Genomic DNA, 15737 nt, shown 5'->3' with positions numbered 1-15737 from the left:
AGCAATGTGTATTAACACATTAAATTCAAACGGATATGAGTGCTGGAAGCGGCAACTCTCTCACCAATTGACGCTCCCAAAAACTCAGCGCTACCCGTTCAAAGGTATTTATTATTCACTGTCAGTGGCAGAAAAGCCGCGCAGTTTATCTCAACATCAGCGACTTAACCCTGACATTTATCCGCTTTTTGACGTTTATTTTTATATAACGCAATTAAGCCTGCTGTTGAACTGTCATGTTCAAAGCACTCGTCTGTTTCAAGTTCTTTTTGAATCGCGTTAGCTAGACCTTTACCGAGTTCAACACCCCATTGATCAAATGAACAAATTTCTAAGATAATGCCCTGACAAAAGATTTTATGCTCATAAAGCGCTATCAATCGTCCTAAATGCTTTGCATCAATTTTGTCTAATAAAATAGATGTAGTTGGGCGATTACCTTTATGAACTTTGTGTTCAACCAGTACATCAATCTGCGCTTGAGATAACCCTCTGCCTGACAAATCGGCAATAACCTGCTCTTTAGTCACACCTGTCATCATTGCTTCTGTTTGCGCAAAAAAGTTAGCCATTAAGATTTCATGATGATTATTAACATCTGTCACAGGTGTTATAGAACCAATAAAGTCTGCTGGCACAATCGTAGTACCTTGGTGAAGGTACTGATAAAACGCGTGTTGACCATTGATACCAGTCATACCCCAAATCAGTGGTACGCTTGTATAGTTAATTTCTGCACCATCAAATGTCACCGACTTTCCATTACTTTCCATTTCCGCCTGTTGTAAATAGGCTGGTAACATATGCATGCTTTGATCGTAAGGCAAAATAGCTTGAGCACGGGCATCCAAAAAGCTGGTATTCCAGACACTTAGTAGTGCCATTAATACAGGAATGTTGTCTTCAAAGTCTGATTTTAGGAAGTGTTCATCAACTTCAAATGCACCTTCAAGCAACTCTACAAAGGTATCGAAGCCAAGATAAAGCGCGATGGGTAAACCAATAGCTGACCACATTGAAAAGCGACCGCCAACCCAATCCCACATGGTAAAAACATTGTCCGGGTTAATGCCAAATTCAGATGTTTTTTCTAAATTGGTACTTACCGCTGCAAAATGCTTAGCAACTGCACTATCACACCCTGCTGCACCTTTTAACCAGGCAACGGCTGTTTTTGCATTTGCCATGGTTTCTGAAGTTGTGAACGTCTTGCTTGAAATAACAAATAAGGTTGTTTCAGGGTTTACTTTGTTTAGTACTGCGGCAATTTGCATACCATCAGCATTAGATGCGTAATGAACGTTTAATGTGTTATCTGCATAAGCGGCTAACGCTTCTGTTGCCATTTGAGGGCCCAAGTTTGAGCCACCAACACCAATACTAACAACATCAGTAATACGCTTTCCTGTATAACCGAGCCATTCGCCACTGCGGACTTTCTCCGTAAATGCTTTTATTTTTGTAAGTTCAGCATTCACAGCGTCAACAACATTTTCGCCATCTACATAAATGGCTTCATTACTACGCTTGCGAAGCGCTGTATGCAACACCGCACGATTTTCTGTGAAATTAATTTTTTCACCCGAAAACATTTTGTCGCGCCATGAAGCCAAATCGACTTCATTTGCCAAAGTCAGTAAGGCATTTTTAACATCTTGAGTAATCAGGTTTTTTGAGTAATCAAAAAATACGCCGTCGATCTGTGTTGAAAAACGTTCAAATCGCTCCGCATCATTAGCAAACAAATCAACTAAGTGTTGCTGTTTTATCTCACCTGCCAGACTTGCTAGTGTTTGCCAACTTGCTAAAGAAGAACGTCCACTCATATTTTACCTTTACTCTTATTACATTAAAGCAAATATTTATACCTTGAATTTGGCTTAACACTTGCTAATGTTATTAGTTGTTAATTTTTGTACGTTAACAATAAGTAAAAATGACAACGCTGTCAATTGGCAATTTAAACTTTTTGACACCGGTATCAACACCATGATTCTGTATAAAATATGAAACATAACTACAGACTTGAAAAAAAAACAGTTAGAATGGCAACTTGTGTGCTATTTAAACCATGCATTACGCAGGAACCATCAGCAAAAGTAATAATAACAATATGAAAGTGACCATAAACGATGTTGCTCGCCTCGCTGGCGTATCAATGAAAACAGTATCTCGTGTTATGAACAACGAGCCTTCTGTTAGAAAAAAAACCTCTGATAAAGTGATGGCTGCCGTTAAAGAGCTTAATTACAAGCCTAACTTAGCTGCGCGTAGTTTAGCGGGTACCAAATCATTCGCCATTGGCCTAGTGTATAGCAACCCCAATGCTTACTACGTTATTGATATGCAAAATGGTATTTTATCGCGCTGCAAAGAAGAAGGTTACGAACTGCTTATTCACCCATGCAGCAATACCGACGAAAATGTATTGGATGAAATCCAAACCATGATTGAGCGTTCACGCTTATCAGGTTTAGTGTTAACACCGCCACTTTCAGAGCGTCAAGATGTGACTGATCTTTTAGATTCAATGAACATCAATTACGTACGAATTTTATCTGGTCGAGAACCAACTGAAGAGCAAACAAAAAGCAACGCCATTTTTGTTAATGACCATGACGCTGCATACCAAATTACTGAACATTTAATTTCATTAGGCCACAAGCATATCGCCTTTATCACAGGTGAAGAAGAACACAAATCGACGCTTGAGCGTTTAGATGGGTACAAAGCGGCATTGAGTGCACATAATATTGACGTTGATGACGCACTTATTTTCCCTGGAAAGTATTCATTTGAATCGGGGGTTGAAGGCGCTAAAGCACTTATGAAACAAGATAGCAAGGTAACGGCAATCTTTGCGTGTAACGATGAAATCGCGGCAGGTGCATTATTTGCCTCACGTCTAATGGATATAAAAATTCCCGAGCAACTATCAATTACTGGATTCGAGGATTCACCATTCTCGAAACAAACATGGCCAAAATTAACTACGGCACATCAATCAAACCAAGATATTGCGACCCAAGCTGCCAAGTTGTTATTTGCAAATAGCCGCCCGACTAAAATCAAAGAAGACAAGATGGCTATTTGCTTTACACCAGAACTCGTCGTTCGCGACTCAACCGGGCGCATTATGCAATAAGTAATAAAAAAGCAGCGAATCCGCTGCTTTTTTATTAGAACATTTGTGTCTAAATAAACGCGACACCACCTGCCAAATTACTCACGTTTGAGTATCCAAATTCATTAAGAAGCTCACAACACGCTTTTGAACGACGCCCACTACGACACACAAGTATATAATTTTGCTCTTTAGTAAGTCGCCCTTCAAAAACCTCATTCAATAAACGATGGCTTGGAATATTGCTCACCAGATCACTGGGCACTTTTAAGTAATCACTTAACTCCCCTTCTTGATGTTCGTACTTTTCACGAATATCAACAATCCCATCAATACTCTGTGACGAAAGTGCTACCTTTAATGATTGGCTATCTAATTCATTAATTTTTGCGTTGTTTGAAGTCACCAAAGGCATGGCAAAACGCTGTTGATTGTTTAACTTGTAAAGTGTGTTTTGGTTAATTTCAAGATTAAACTCTGTTAGCAATTGATCGCTATTTAAATCAAACGTCGTAGCGTCGCTAAACGCCGCGGTAATATCACTGTCAACGTTAATTAAACCAGTAACCGTCAAACCTTGGTTTTTGAATAAACGTTGAATTTTGTTCAGTTCACTGGCCTTTGCGTTTATTAGTAATGCATCCAGTGAGTTATTTACCACTAAATACATTATTTCATTATTTAGCACGAACTGATTAACACCAACAGCACATGGAATGTCTTTAGTTTGACCAAATACCATACACGCATTTGCTAACTTATCTTTTAGCGCACGAATACGCTGGCAAGCATCATTAATTTCTTGTGTTGTCGCCATTGGTCCAAATGATAAGCGAATCGCATTGCCACTTTGCCAAGCTGGTAAATTCATTGCGTCTAGCACAAAGCTGCTCGCTGCGCCCGAACTACACGCTGAACCTGCACTAACACGAATACCAGCAGCATCAAACAAATTCATAACTTCACTGCCCGCAATATTGGCAACGCTAAAATTAATTGTCGTCGGCACTGATACAGAAAAATCATTGTTAAATACAATTTCGTCAAAAGTATACGAGAGTGCTGACGCCAATTGCTCACGATAGCCATTCAGTTCGTTCACTGACTTAAACACGCTATCAGTGCTTTCTAGCATTAATTCAAACAGCTTTTTAAGACCTGCGATGCCAGGTAAATTTTCGGTACCAGAACGCGCGCCACTTTCTTGCCCGCCGCCTGCTATAAAAGGTGTTAATGGTGCATTTTCACTTAGATATAAAAAACCAATGCCTTTAGGAGCATACAGTTTATGGCCAGAAAACGGCGCATAATTGATGCTTGTTTTATCAAGGTTTAGCGCTTGTTTACCTAATCCTTGTACACAGTCAACCATCCAAAACACATTTGGGTTGTGATCACGGATCACCTTATCAAGGGCAGTAATATCTTGTGCTGCGCCGGTCTCGTTATTGACCATCATAGTGCAAATAAGCAGTGCATTTTTTATGTGTTTTGCAATAAAGTCGTGATCAAGAATGCCTTTGCTATCGACCGGAATGGCGAGTATTTCAGCATTAATTTCAAGCAGTTCATTCCAATGTTTTAGGGTATTTGGCACTGCTTTATGTTCAGTTGCACCGTACAGTAATACAGGTTTTTCGATTGTGTGCGTTCGCGCCGCAATAAGCGCAGAAACAACGGATGTTTGGATCCCTTCGGTCGCGCCTGATGTAAATAATAAACGACCTTTTTCAGCGCCAATTAACTGTTTACCTAGTTGGCGAGTATCTTCCATTAAACGTTTCGCTTTTAAGCCAGTTATATGTGAGGAAGAAGGATTACCAAATTCCACTTCCATACAGTGCATCACTTCTTTTGCAATTTCACTATACACGGGGGTGGTTGCATTGGCATCAAGGTAAATTAATGACTGAGACATATCTACTGCTTTATTACTTTATGGAATAACTTATAACATTGTTTCAAATATTCTTTTGAAAGGCTAATAATATTTCGTTTGGAATAAGCCGCTTTTTATAAAGCTTTTAGTAAAAACAAAAAGGCCGCTTTGAAAGCGGCCTTTAAAATCTGAATTGGGTTAGCTGAGTACCGTTGTGAGTATAACTAACAACAATAGCAAGGTTAGGATTAAACAAACCGGTGATAAAAACCGTATTAAGGTCAAGGCAAACGGGTGTTTAATATTGGGGTATAAATTACTACGTTTTAGTGAAAGCGCATAAGCAAATGCACCTAAAGAAACTAATGTCGATACTATGCTAATTTCCGTTTTTATTGATATTGAATCAGAAAAAATTAAAAAGAGTTGTAACGGGAACATAAAACACACGAGCGCGTGTAATAAGTGAACCATCTGGATGAGTTTTAATTTACCTTCTTCACTGAGTTCTTTGATGCCAAATTTATGCTCAAAATGCTTAACCACTTCATGCAGTTCCAATGTTACAGCTAAGCGGTATGGACTTAACCCTTCTGCATCTTTTTGCTGATAATTTACGCCTCCATTGAGGGCTTTACTTATAATATCTAAGCTGCGCGCCCTTACAGCAAAGTGCAGTAAATTATTCCCTTTTAAATCACATTCGCCTGCGCGTTCTTTTGTTAACAAGGCATCAAATACATTGGCAAAACCTTGTTTTGCAGACCAAATTAACGCTGTTAGACCATCTTCGTCAGTGATCTGCCCTTTCGCACCTTGCTCAATAAAACGCATACAGAGGCTTTGTTTAGCATCCGATTGGGAAATATGTGACAACAAAGCACGCTCTAACAATCGATTATCAACCTCGTCATCAGACAGGGCTAACAGCAAATCAAAAAAGTCTTCGCCTTGGCGTAATTTCTCCGCAATTTGCTCAGCCAATTGCGCAGGGTCGTCGTGCAGGTTTGATTTTATAAATGGCAACGCAACATCACGAAAATCGGGGTCAGCCCAAATAGCAAGCACATCATCATGCTTAAGAGGCATGCCTAAACTCAGAAACTGCTGAAATAATTTGAATACGCGTAAATGCATGCAAAGAGCAGTCAAAGACAATTCGTTTGGTATGCTAACTTGCTGACCAATCGAAGCGTATTGATCTATGCGCGAAAGCAATAACTCTGATGTCGCTTCTTTACCACCCAGTTGTTGCTGTAAATGTTGTAATGCTGATTCGATATACTGCTGTGCTGTGTCATCATATTCAAAAATATGTTGATAGAAGCATTGCTCAAAAGGTTCGGCTGGTTTCAACCAAAGCAGGTAATAAATTGGCGGTAAAACACTGGTGCTTATCCCCTGTGCATCTTTGGTCACTTCACATTTTGGCCATGCTTCAAGCGCATCTAAAATAAATGCACCATTTTGCTCCAACAAGCCTTTTAATAAAAGTGGATAAGCTTCAGGCCAAACTAATACTCGCTCAAGTGACAACGCAGTGCTCCATAGAATTTTAAATAACGCGAAACGCGCTAATAGTACCAACTATTTTGTTGATGAAAAAGAACTTATTAAGTTCCATTTAGTGAGTTAAACTAGCCTTAATTTATTACAAATAGGTAATGTTATGAGTATTTGGGCCACACTTTTAATAATTGCAATTGTGCTCGGGGTTGTTTGGAGCAATATCGCATTATTAAAACACTCAGCAAAAATGGATATGAAAAACTTTAACCAAGATCCGATTGAAAAAGCTCGTCGCTCTCTTGAAGAGAAACAACGAGCAGAAGAAGATAAGAAGGATTAACCTACCAGCCAGTGACCCATTAAAGCAATTACCGGGAGCGTCACTAATGTACGCAATACAAAAATCATAAATAACTCAAAGATATTTACTGGTATTTTGCTGCCAAGCAGTAATGCACCTACTTCTGACATATATATCAGCTGAGTTACACTCATTGCGGCAACCACAAAACGCGTAAGCTCACTGTTAATGTTTTGTGCTGCTAGGATTGACGGAATAAACATATCAGCAAAACCAACAACCACCGTTTGCGCTGCTTTTTCAGCTTCTGGGATCTGCATTAATTCAAACAATGGAATAAAGGGTGTGCCTAGCCATTGAAACACAGGTGTATATTCAGCAATTACCAAGGCTATCGTGCCAATTGCCATAACAACTGGCAGTACAGCGAATACCATATCAACCGCATTTTTAAGGCCATCAAGCATCGTTTCTTTAATCGTTTGAGCATGGCGCGCTTTATCAAGTGCCACATCAAGAGAATGTTTTAAAAGTGTTTTACCTTCAGGTAATGCCTCTGGGTTACCTTTTACCTCTTCTCCATCAATATACACATCTTTTTTGAATCTTAGCGGTGGTAAACGCGGTACAATAAGTGCTGCAGCAATACCCGCCATACACACAGTTAGGTAAAACGGTGCAAATAAATGTGCCAATTTGACTTGACCAATCACAACCAAACAGAACGTAATTGAGACTGCTGAAAAGGTTGTGCCAATTATCGCAGCTTCTCGTTGCGTGTAGTGTTTTTCTTCATATTGTTTTGCTGTCATTAAAATGCCAACACTGCCATCACCTAGCCAAGAAGCAACACAGTTAACAGCACTTCGACCCGGCACACCAAAAAGCGGTCTCATTACTTTGGTCAGTAGCGTACCGACTAATTCAAGCAAACCAAAATTGAGTAATAATGGCAGTAAGAGACCAGCAAGAATAAACACAGAAAACAGTATTGGCATTAACTCATGCAGTACCAAGCCGCCCACCGCATCAGAGTGAATTTCAACTGTCGTGTCGCCAATCGAAAAAGCCCCCACTTTTAAGTAGGTCATCAGCACGAAAATCGCACCGAGTGTACGTGCAACTAACCAAATAGGACTGACAACTAAAAGATGGCGAATAAAACTCCCTTCTTTTAAAAACTTTGGTTTTAGTGCTGAAGCAGCAAGCGAAACAACCGACATGGATACAATTACAGCTGTCACTATTAAGGTAATGTGCTCTGCCAATAACCCTTTTAAAAGTTTCGCTAGAATAGCAATTGGAATCGTAAATTCACCACCATGGTTAATCGGTGTCATAAATAAAAACACACCAATTAAAGAGGGAATAAGAAAAATCATGATGGTCGCAAAATTACTGCGCGGCGCAGTCGCGTTGTTAGCTTCCAAACTCATACATGTTACCTTTAAAGTGATAGCGGTGATTGGCTTGCATAACTGTGCCAACAATATGCATAACCATTTACTTTTTTTCTAATATATTCGCTATTTTTTATACCGACAAAAAGCAAAAAAGAGCCTTAGGCTCTTTTTTGCTAAACTGCAATTTAATTTATTGAACGTCTAATCCACGCTCTTTTAACATAGCAAGAATCACTTGCAACGTGTCGCTGAGTGTACCCGGCTCCAAAGTTTCACCTTCAGAATCCAACCAAGTGATCGAAGTGCCACCCGTGCTCGACTCAGCAACCATTAACTGGTACTGACCTGGTTCAAGTGGCAATTTGCGAACATCATCGCCCCATATTGAATCCCACACACTCTCATCAGGACTTTCATAGGTTGCGAATATCAGGTTACGCGATTGCTCAATCTCATCAATAGTAAAGCCTACACGCTCTAAGAAACCTGGGAAACGCTCAAAAATTGCGCGTGCTTTTTGTTCTGTCACAAAGGCTGCGTTGCCCTTATCATCAAAGCCCATTTGTAATGAAACAATGCCGCGTGCTTTGTTTAATTCAACCATTAACTGGCGGTAGTTAAAATCAAATTGTTCAACAAATGCATTTAACGCCGCAACTTCTAAACGCTGCTGTAAAACGGCTGTTAAATCATCATACTTAGATGCAAAGTCTGTCAGTTCTACTTTTACCGAAGCGGTACGTTTATGCTCTTCGGTTTCAACAATAAATTTAAACTTTTGGCGGCTTAACTCGCGCTCTTCTTCCCACCACCAAACATCGACTGGCTTTTCAATTGAGTGCCAGTTAGTAGTGATGAAATTATCAGATTTGTTTTCAGAAGTTACTTGGCGTTCAATAAATAAATCGTCTATGGCTTGCCAGATAAAGCTTTCTAAGTCTTGAATGCCTTCATTTTTATCAAAGAAAATTCGCGCTTCTTTATCGCCTTCATTAATCCAAGACCCCTGAGCAAAAGTCAGTACTTGCGCAGGCGCTTTGACAAGGTAGTCAGCACTTTCTTCTGCTGAGGTGTACTGCGCAACGGTGAGATCATAAGCAGGATCTTGATATGGTTGTGACAAGTGGCTAGGCACTTTAAGTTCATCATTAACACGATAATTGCGTTTATGATGCGAATCATTGGTAAACACTGAACACGCTGTAATCGCCATTGAAATAGCGACCACCAATGAATTTCGGATCAAATACTGCACAAATTTCTCCTTGGTGTGCTTTTTCTTATTTGCATGGTTTGATGAAGCACACGCTGTTTGGTTCATAATTTTTTTCTCAAAATTGCCGCCTATGTTACTTTTCCTCAAGAGTAAACACAAGGAAGCGCCGCGTTAACTTTAATTAATTATTTACAATTCGCTATAATTTTCACCACATCATAGATTTACAATGGTTGTAGCGAGATATATTTGCTAAAATTCGCCGCCACGTTATTAACCCGTTGAGACTAAAAATGACGTTAAACCCAGGAAATCAACTTGTTGTCACAGCCATTGGCGAAGATCGCCCCGGCATCGTTAGTGAGCTAACAAAACTTGTTAGTGAGACTAATTGCAATATTATCGATAGCCGTATTGCAATTCTTGGCAATGAATTCACCTTTATCATGTTGCTTGAAGGCGACATGGCCGCCATTAGTCGTGTTGAATACAACATTCCAACGAAAAGTGTTGAGCTCGGTCTTTTAACCATGATGAAGCGAACAAGCCAACATCAAGAAAAACAGTATAAAGCCGGCTACAAACTCACCTACCATGGCCCTGATACGCCAGGCACATTAAGCAAAGTAACACAGTTAATGGCAGATTATCAGGTTAACATCGCTGCACTAAAGTCCGACAGCTTGGAACAAGATGGTGAAATGGTAATGCGCTCGGAAATCGACATAAACTTTTCGCGCGAAGTGGATGAAGCTGAATTTAAACATCAACTTGAGATCATTTTCTCAAAGTCTAACGTAGAACACATTTTAAAACGTATTCGATAGGAAATTGTAATATGAACACGCTAAAAGCTGGCGATAAAGCCCCCCTTTTTAAATTAGCAGATCAGAACGGTGACATCGTAGAGCTTGCTGAATTACTTAAAGAAAATAAAGTACTTGTTTATTTTTACCCAAAAGCATCAACACCTGGCTGTACCGTTCAAGCTGAAAATCTTCGCGATCATAAAGAAGAACTTGCGGCACTTAATACTGTTGCTGTTGGTATTAGCCCCGATCCAGTGAAACGCCTTAAAAACTTTGAAACAAAGAAAGAGCTTAACTTCCCACTACTATCTGACGAAGACCATGCAATTGCCGATGCATTTGGTGTTTGGGGTCTGAAAAAGTTTATGGGTAAAGAATATGACGGCATTCACCGTTTATCTTTCCTTGTTGGCCAAGACGGTACAATTGAACATTTCTTTAATAAGTTTAAGACCAAAGATCACCATCAAGTAGTTATTGATTACTTAAAAGAAAATGCTTAATTAAGAAAAGAATTCATAATTAAAAAAAGCGCCAATTGGCGCTTTTTTATGTCTGTAATTCAGTTACTCACAGAATTACTTTTTTGGTGCACGGCGTTTATTACCTGGCGCCACACGTTGATTATGCTTTTTCACCGCTTTACGGATTTTATTGATCTTAGCGCGGCGATCTTTACGCTTCTCAGGCATTACCGATAGTTTTGTTTCGGTTTCGCGGCGAAGACCAACCGTTTGACGTAAATAGTTTACATCTTTTAGGTTAAGTTCTTCCCAACCACCTTGTGGTAAACGTTTATTCAGTAGTAAGTCACCATAGCGAACACGAATTAGGCGTGACACTTCTACTGCCTGTGATTGCCATAAACGGCGTACTTCTCGGTTACGACCTTCGGTTAAGGTCACGTTAAACCAGTTGTTTAAGCCGCTTCCGCCTTGCGGTACTGCCGATAAGAATTTGGCAAAGCCATCGTCTAGTTCAACACCATTGGTCACGTTATTAAGTGTTTGCTGAGTCACTTCACCAAACACGCGCACTGCGTATTCACGTTCCACTTCATAACTTGGGTGCATTAAACGGTTGGCCAGTTCACCATCATTGGTAAATAGCAGTAGGCCTGAGGTATTGATATCTAAACGACCAATGGCAATCCAGCGGTCATTTTCAAGCGGTGGTAAACGGTCAAATACGGTGCGACGACCTTCGGGATCTTTACGTGTACACAGCTCGCCTTCTGGCTTATGGTACATTAATACACGGCAAACACGTTCGTTTGACGCTTCAATTTTAACAACGTGCCCATCAAGGCGAATGCGTTGTGTTGGCTCGACACGATCACCTAGTCGGGCAACTTTGCCATCGATACTAACACGGCCTGCTTCAATGAATTTTTCACATTCACGACGTGAACCTTTACCCGCACGTGCTAATACTTTTTGTAACTTTTCGCTCATTATTTTCTCATGTAACTTCGCAGCTAGGAATTGTTGGCTATTCTAGCACAGAGCTAATCAAGTTGCGCAGGCTCACTGAGGATTTGTGAGATTTTTTCGTCTTGCACCGCAGGCAATGGCGGTAATTCATTCAATGATGACAACGAGAAATGATCTAAGAATTGTTTGGTGGTGCCATAAAGTGCCGGTTTACCCGGTACCTCTTTGTAACCAACCACTTTAACCCAATTATGCTCAAGCATGGTTTTAATAGTTTGGCTGCTTACGGTAACACCACGCACTTGCTCGATTTCGCCCCGCGTGATTGGTTGGCGATACGCAATTAAACTCAATGTTTCTAAAAACGCACGGGAATATTTAGGGGCTTTTTCTTGCCATAGTTTATTAAGCCATGGCGATAGACTACTGCATGCTTGAAACCGATAACCTGACCCAACTTTTACTAAACGCACACCGCGCGTCGCGTAGTGCGCCATAATGGCATCGATAGCGCTTTGAATACGTTTTAATGAAATAGAGAAGTCACTTAATACAGTGTCACGCAACTTGTCTTTGGTTAATGGCGTATTCGCAACAAAAATAGCCGCTTCGATTAATTCAATTAACTGCTCATCAGAAAGTCGCTTCGCCATAATACCCTATTTTGTTTTTATTTTAGTTTAAGGTAGATTAGCGAGTTTATATCGCTTTGCTGAACCACAATCAAGCTTTCCTTTACCAGCTCTAAAATGGCGATAAAACTCACGACTACTGCCGCTTTACCTTCAACATGTTCAAACGCCTGCGAGAATGGCAAGAAGCCATCATTGTCGGTTAATAGCGCTAAAATATGCGACATTCGCGCACGTGTTGAAAGCACTTCGGCACTGACTTGGTGATGTGTTAATGTTTGCGCTCGCGCCATTACATCACTGAGTGCCAGTAATAACTCTTTTACACAAAGGTCAGGCAGTTCAACATCTTGCGACTGCGTTTCATCCAACAGCGCGTTTGCAATGTAAATATCGCGTTCTACCCGTGGTAACGCATCGAGGTTTTCGGCCGCTTTTCTAAATTGTTCGTATTCTTGCAAACGCTTAATCAGCAGTGCCCGAGGGTCATCTTCCTCTTCTTCCAGCTCTTTATGTACCGGTAATAATAAGCGCGATTTAATTTGTGCCAGTAACGCTGCCATCACTAAGTATTCTGCGGCAAGCTCTAGCTTAAACTCTTTCATCATCTCAACATATTGCATGTACTGCCCAGTGATCTTGGCAATCGAGACATCAAGAATATCGAGTTTGTGCTTTTTAATCAGATACAGCAATAAATCAAGCGGACCTTCAAATGCTTCGAGTGCGACTTCAAGTGCATCGGGCGGAATATAAAGATCTTCAGGTTTATCGGTTACCGCTTTGCCATGTAAAAAACCAAGCGGTAACTTTTGCTGCTGCATTTCGCTCATGGGCGTTGTTTAAACTCTGTATACTTATTCAAATGGTGCTGGGTCACCTGCACCGACACGAATAATTTCTACTGAATCTTCCGAGAAATCAACAACGGTTGTTGGCTGTTCAGACAAATAGCCACCGTGAATAATTAAATCCACTTGTTTTTCTAATTGAAAACGAATTTCTTCAGGATCCGCCTCGGCAAATTGTTCACCCGGTAAAATTAACGAACATGACATTAATGGTTCGCCCAATTCCTCCAAAATCGCTTGGGTAATAATGTGATCAGGCACACGCATACCAATGGTTTTCTTTTTCTCATTGAGCAAGCGACGTGGCACTTCTTTGGTACCTTTAAAGATAAAAGTATATTGCCCTGGTGTATTATTTTTGATTAATCGAAACAAACTGTTATCGACCCGTGCATAAGTGGCAAGCTCAGATAAATCGCGGCAAACAAGGGTAAAATTATGGTGTTTTTCTAAACCGCGAATACGCGCAATACGCTCCATTGCATTTTTATTACCGATACTACAGCCAATTGCATAACCTGAATCGGTTGGAAACACAATTACCTTGCCTTGCTGAATCATATCAACCGCTTGACGCACTAAACGCGCCTGTGGGTTTTCTGGGTGAATATGAAAAAATTGACTCATTGGATATCCTTAATTTAATTCTTGTTCTTTGGCCACCGCCCAATCCTGCCAAATTGGCACACTGGCTTTAGGTAAGTATAAGTTCTTTCCCAGTTCTAACCAGTTGGTAGCAAAATGAAAATCAGAACCTTGCGACGAAAGCAGCTGATATTCTTCTGCAAGCTGCGCTAAAAATTGACGATCACTTGGTGCTTGTTGCGGCAGTGCCACTTCAATGCCATCGCCACCAGCGTGTTTAAATTCTTCAAGTAAACGGCGCAACCATTTATTGGATAATTTATAGCGACTTGGGTGAGCTAATACCGCTTGACCACCTGCGGCTTTAATTGCTTTAACAGCAGTTGCAATATCGCACCACTCGCTCATTACATAACCCGGTTTACCGCGCACTAAAAACTTCTTAAACACCCCTTGCAAGGTGTTTGCGGCCCCTTGCGCTTGAATTACTTGAGCAAAATGAGCGCGGGTCAGCTGCCCTTTATTGGCTAAAGTTTTGGCTTCTTCGAGTACATTTTTAAACCCGCGTTTTTCAAGCTTTTCAGCCATTTTTTCAGCGCGTATTGCGCGTTTTTCTGTTTGCTCAGCAATCAAACATGCCAAAGTGCTATCTTCAACATCAATATTCAAACCAACAATATGAATTTCAAAGCTTTCCCACTTGGTTGAAAACTCGATGCCTTTAACAAGTGTTAGCGGTAACGCATTTTTTTCGATATGTTGCTGTGCAATTGGCAGCGCCTTAACGGTATCGTGATCGGTAATCGCTAATATATTAACGCCCTTTTCAACGGCGCGTTCAACTAAGTCTTCTGGGGATAGCTTGCCATCGGAATAATACGTGTGGCTGTGTAGGTCAAATTTCATAAATATGGTTTTCGTTTGTACTGCGTGTAATCATACCAAATTCAGTGACTAATTACTCTTGCTGATTTGTTTGCTTTCATTTGGGAAATTAATATTTGCGAATAAAGGTCTTTATCTGTTTAAACTCGATTAATAATAAACAGCGCGCTTTAATTTATGAGAATACTGTTAATAACCCTACTTTCACTTATCGCCTTTGCAGGGAACTCCATTCTTTGCCGAATAGCCCTTGGTCAAGGGTTAATTGACGCTGCAAGCTTCACCTCAATTCGTTTATTCTCAGGAGCGATAACGCTTTTTATTCTTTACGCCCTATTTCATAAAAATAAACAAACAGCGAGCAAAGGTTCATGGCTTGGCGCTGTTTATTTGTTTATTTACGCCGTAACCTTTTCCTATGCCTATATTTCACTTGAAACCGCCATTGGCGCGCTTGTGCTTTTTTCATCGGTACAATTTAGCATGTTTGCTTATACCTTTTTTTCTGGTACCAAAATTTATCCTATCGAATGGTTCGGCGCGCTAATTGCGTTTATTGGTTTTAGCTATTTAGTGCTGCCAGATATTTCATCACCTTCACTGATTGGTTTTGTGCTTATGGTGATCTCGGGTATGGCGTGGGCGGGCTATACCTTAGTTGGCAAAAAATCATCTAACCCCCTTGCCGATACAGCCTTTAATTTTATGCGCACCTTACCTTTTATAACGTTACTAAGCCTGATTACACTCAACTCAATTACTGCCTCAACCACAGGGGTTTTACTCGCCGTGATAGCCGGCAGTGTGACGTCAGGTATTGGTTACGCCATTTGGTATTTTGCACTAAAACACTTAACTTCAGTGCAAGCAGCTGTATCGCAGCTCTCGGTACCCATTATTGCCGGTATTGGTGGCTTTTTGTTTTTATCCGAACCCATTAGTGAACGCCTCGCAATTTCTGGAGCTATTATTCTAATCGGGATTTTGCTAGTTGTACTCAGTAAAAAGCCACTAAAATCTTGATTTTATAACTGTTTAAACACTGCTTATAACCAATAAACACTAACAAATCCGATTAGTTATAAAAAATGGCGGTTTTGTGTTGACTCA

At 40.4% G+C, this 15737-nt stretch carries 15 protein-coding genes; 5 read left to right on the top strand and 10 right to left on the bottom strand.

All coding sequences use genetic code 11. From position 1 onward, the window contains the following. Positions 1–164: 164 nt before the first annotated feature. On the bottom strand, positions 165–1826 hold the full coding sequence (gene pgi, locus OM33_RS09530) for a glucose-6-phosphate isomerase (protein WP_038641179.1): 1662 nt from the start codon (positions 1824–1826) through the stop codon (positions 165–167). 287 nt (positions 1827–2113) lie between these two features. Here pgi and OM33_RS09525 point away from each other — a divergent pair, with 287 nt between their 5' ends. Then, the gene (locus OM33_RS09525) at positions 2114–3145 is read left to right on the top strand and encodes a LacI family DNA-binding transcriptional regulator (protein ID WP_038643217.1); all 1032 of its coding nucleotides are present in this window, start codon (positions 2114–2116) and stop codon (positions 3143–3145) included. 49 nt (positions 3146–3194) lie between these two features. Here the strand turns inward: OM33_RS09525 and OM33_RS09520 are convergent, their stop codons facing one another. Continuing rightward, a complete protein-coding gene (locus tag OM33_RS09520) occupies positions 3195–5042 on the bottom strand; it encodes an aminotransferase class V-fold PLP-dependent enzyme (protein WP_038641177.1) in 1848 nt (615 codons plus the stop codon). 159 nt (positions 5043–5201) lie between these two features. After that, positions 5202–6539, bottom strand: a complete 1338-nt coding sequence (locus tag OM33_RS09515; RefSeq protein ID WP_038643215.1) for an ankyrin repeat domain-containing protein — start codon at positions 6537–6539, stop codon at positions 5202–5204. 133 nt (positions 6540–6672) lie between these two features. Between OM33_RS09515 and OM33_RS09510 the strand changes: the two genes are divergently transcribed. Next, positions 6673–6852 carry a DUF2897 family protein gene (locus OM33_RS09510; protein ID WP_038641175.1) on the top strand — a complete coding sequence of 60 codons (180 nt, stop codon included), beginning with the start codon at positions 6673–6675 and terminating at the stop codon, positions 6850–6852. On the opposite strand, the gene OM33_RS09505 is transcribed toward OM33_RS09510, so the two are convergent. Then, a complete protein-coding gene (locus OM33_RS09505; protein ID WP_038641173.1) occupies positions 6849–8249 on the bottom strand; it encodes a YjiH family protein in 1401 nt (466 codons plus the stop codon). The genes OM33_RS09510 and OM33_RS09505 overlap by 4 nt on opposite strands. Before the next feature lie 157 nt (positions 8250–8406). Next, the gene (gene bamC, locus OM33_RS09500) at positions 8407–9471 is read right to left on the bottom strand and encodes an outer membrane protein assembly factor BamC (protein WP_038643214.1); all 1065 of its coding nucleotides are present in this window, start codon (positions 9469–9471) and stop codon (positions 8407–8409) included. Positions 9472–9725: 254 nt separating this feature from the next. Between bamC and OM33_RS09495 the strand changes: the two genes are divergently transcribed. Next, positions 9726–10259, top strand: coding sequence for a glycine cleavage system protein R (locus tag OM33_RS09495; RefSeq protein ID WP_038641171.1), 534 nt, complete (start codon positions 9726–9728; stop codon positions 10257–10259). A gap of 11 nt (positions 10260–10270) precedes the next feature. Continuing rightward, complete coding sequence (gene bcp / locus OM33_RS09490) at positions 10271–10744, top strand: thioredoxin-dependent thiol peroxidase (protein WP_038641170.1); 474 nt, start codon at positions 10271–10273, stop codon at positions 10742–10744. Between the two features lie 75 nt (positions 10745–10819). Here bcp and rluB read toward each other — a convergent pair whose 3' ends face one another. Genes rluB through rnm form a run of 5 tightly spaced genes read right to left on the bottom strand, consistent with a single transcriptional unit; the run spans position 10820 to position 14648 of the window. Next, on the bottom strand, positions 10820–11695 hold the full coding sequence (gene rluB / locus OM33_RS09485) for a 23S rRNA pseudouridine(2605) synthase RluB (protein WP_038641168.1): 876 nt from the start codon (positions 11693–11695) through the stop codon (positions 10820–10822). A gap of 53 nt (positions 11696–11748) precedes the next feature. Continuing rightward, the gene (scpB, locus tag OM33_RS09480; protein ID WP_038641165.1) at positions 11749–12327 is read right to left on the bottom strand and encodes an SMC-Scp complex subunit ScpB; all 579 of its coding nucleotides are present in this window, start codon (positions 12325–12327) and stop codon (positions 11749–11751) included. Between the two features lie 17 nt (positions 12328–12344). Then, a complete protein-coding gene (locus tag OM33_RS09475; RefSeq protein WP_038641164.1) occupies positions 12345–13139 on the bottom strand; it encodes a segregation and condensation protein A in 795 nt (264 codons plus the stop codon). Between the two features lie 24 nt (positions 13140–13163). After that, positions 13164–13784 (bottom strand): L-threonylcarbamoyladenylate synthase, encoded by a 621-nt coding sequence (locus tag OM33_RS09470; protein WP_038641162.1) that lies wholly within the window; start codon positions 13782–13784, stop codon positions 13164–13166. 9 nt (positions 13785–13793) lie between these two features. Then, on the bottom strand, positions 13794–14648 hold the full coding sequence (rnm, locus tag OM33_RS09465; protein WP_038641160.1) for an RNase RNM: 855 nt from the start codon (positions 14646–14648) through the stop codon (positions 13794–13796). A 156-nt stretch (positions 14649–14804) separates the two neighbouring features. On the opposite strand from rnm, the gene OM33_RS09460 reads away from it, so the two are divergent. After that, positions 14805–15650, top strand: coding sequence for a DMT family transporter (locus OM33_RS09460; RefSeq protein ID WP_038641158.1), 846 nt, complete (start codon positions 14805–14807; stop codon positions 15648–15650). Positions 15651–15737 lie beyond the last annotated feature (87 nt).

The sequence above is a fragment of the Pseudoalteromonas piratica genome (assembly GCF_000788395.1).
Lineage (GTDB): Bacteria > Pseudomonadota > Gammaproteobacteria > Enterobacterales > Alteromonadaceae > Pseudoalteromonas > Pseudoalteromonas piratica.
The sequence above is the reverse complement of the archived record's forward strand: the minus strand, read 5'-3'. Positions and strand labels throughout refer to the sequence as shown.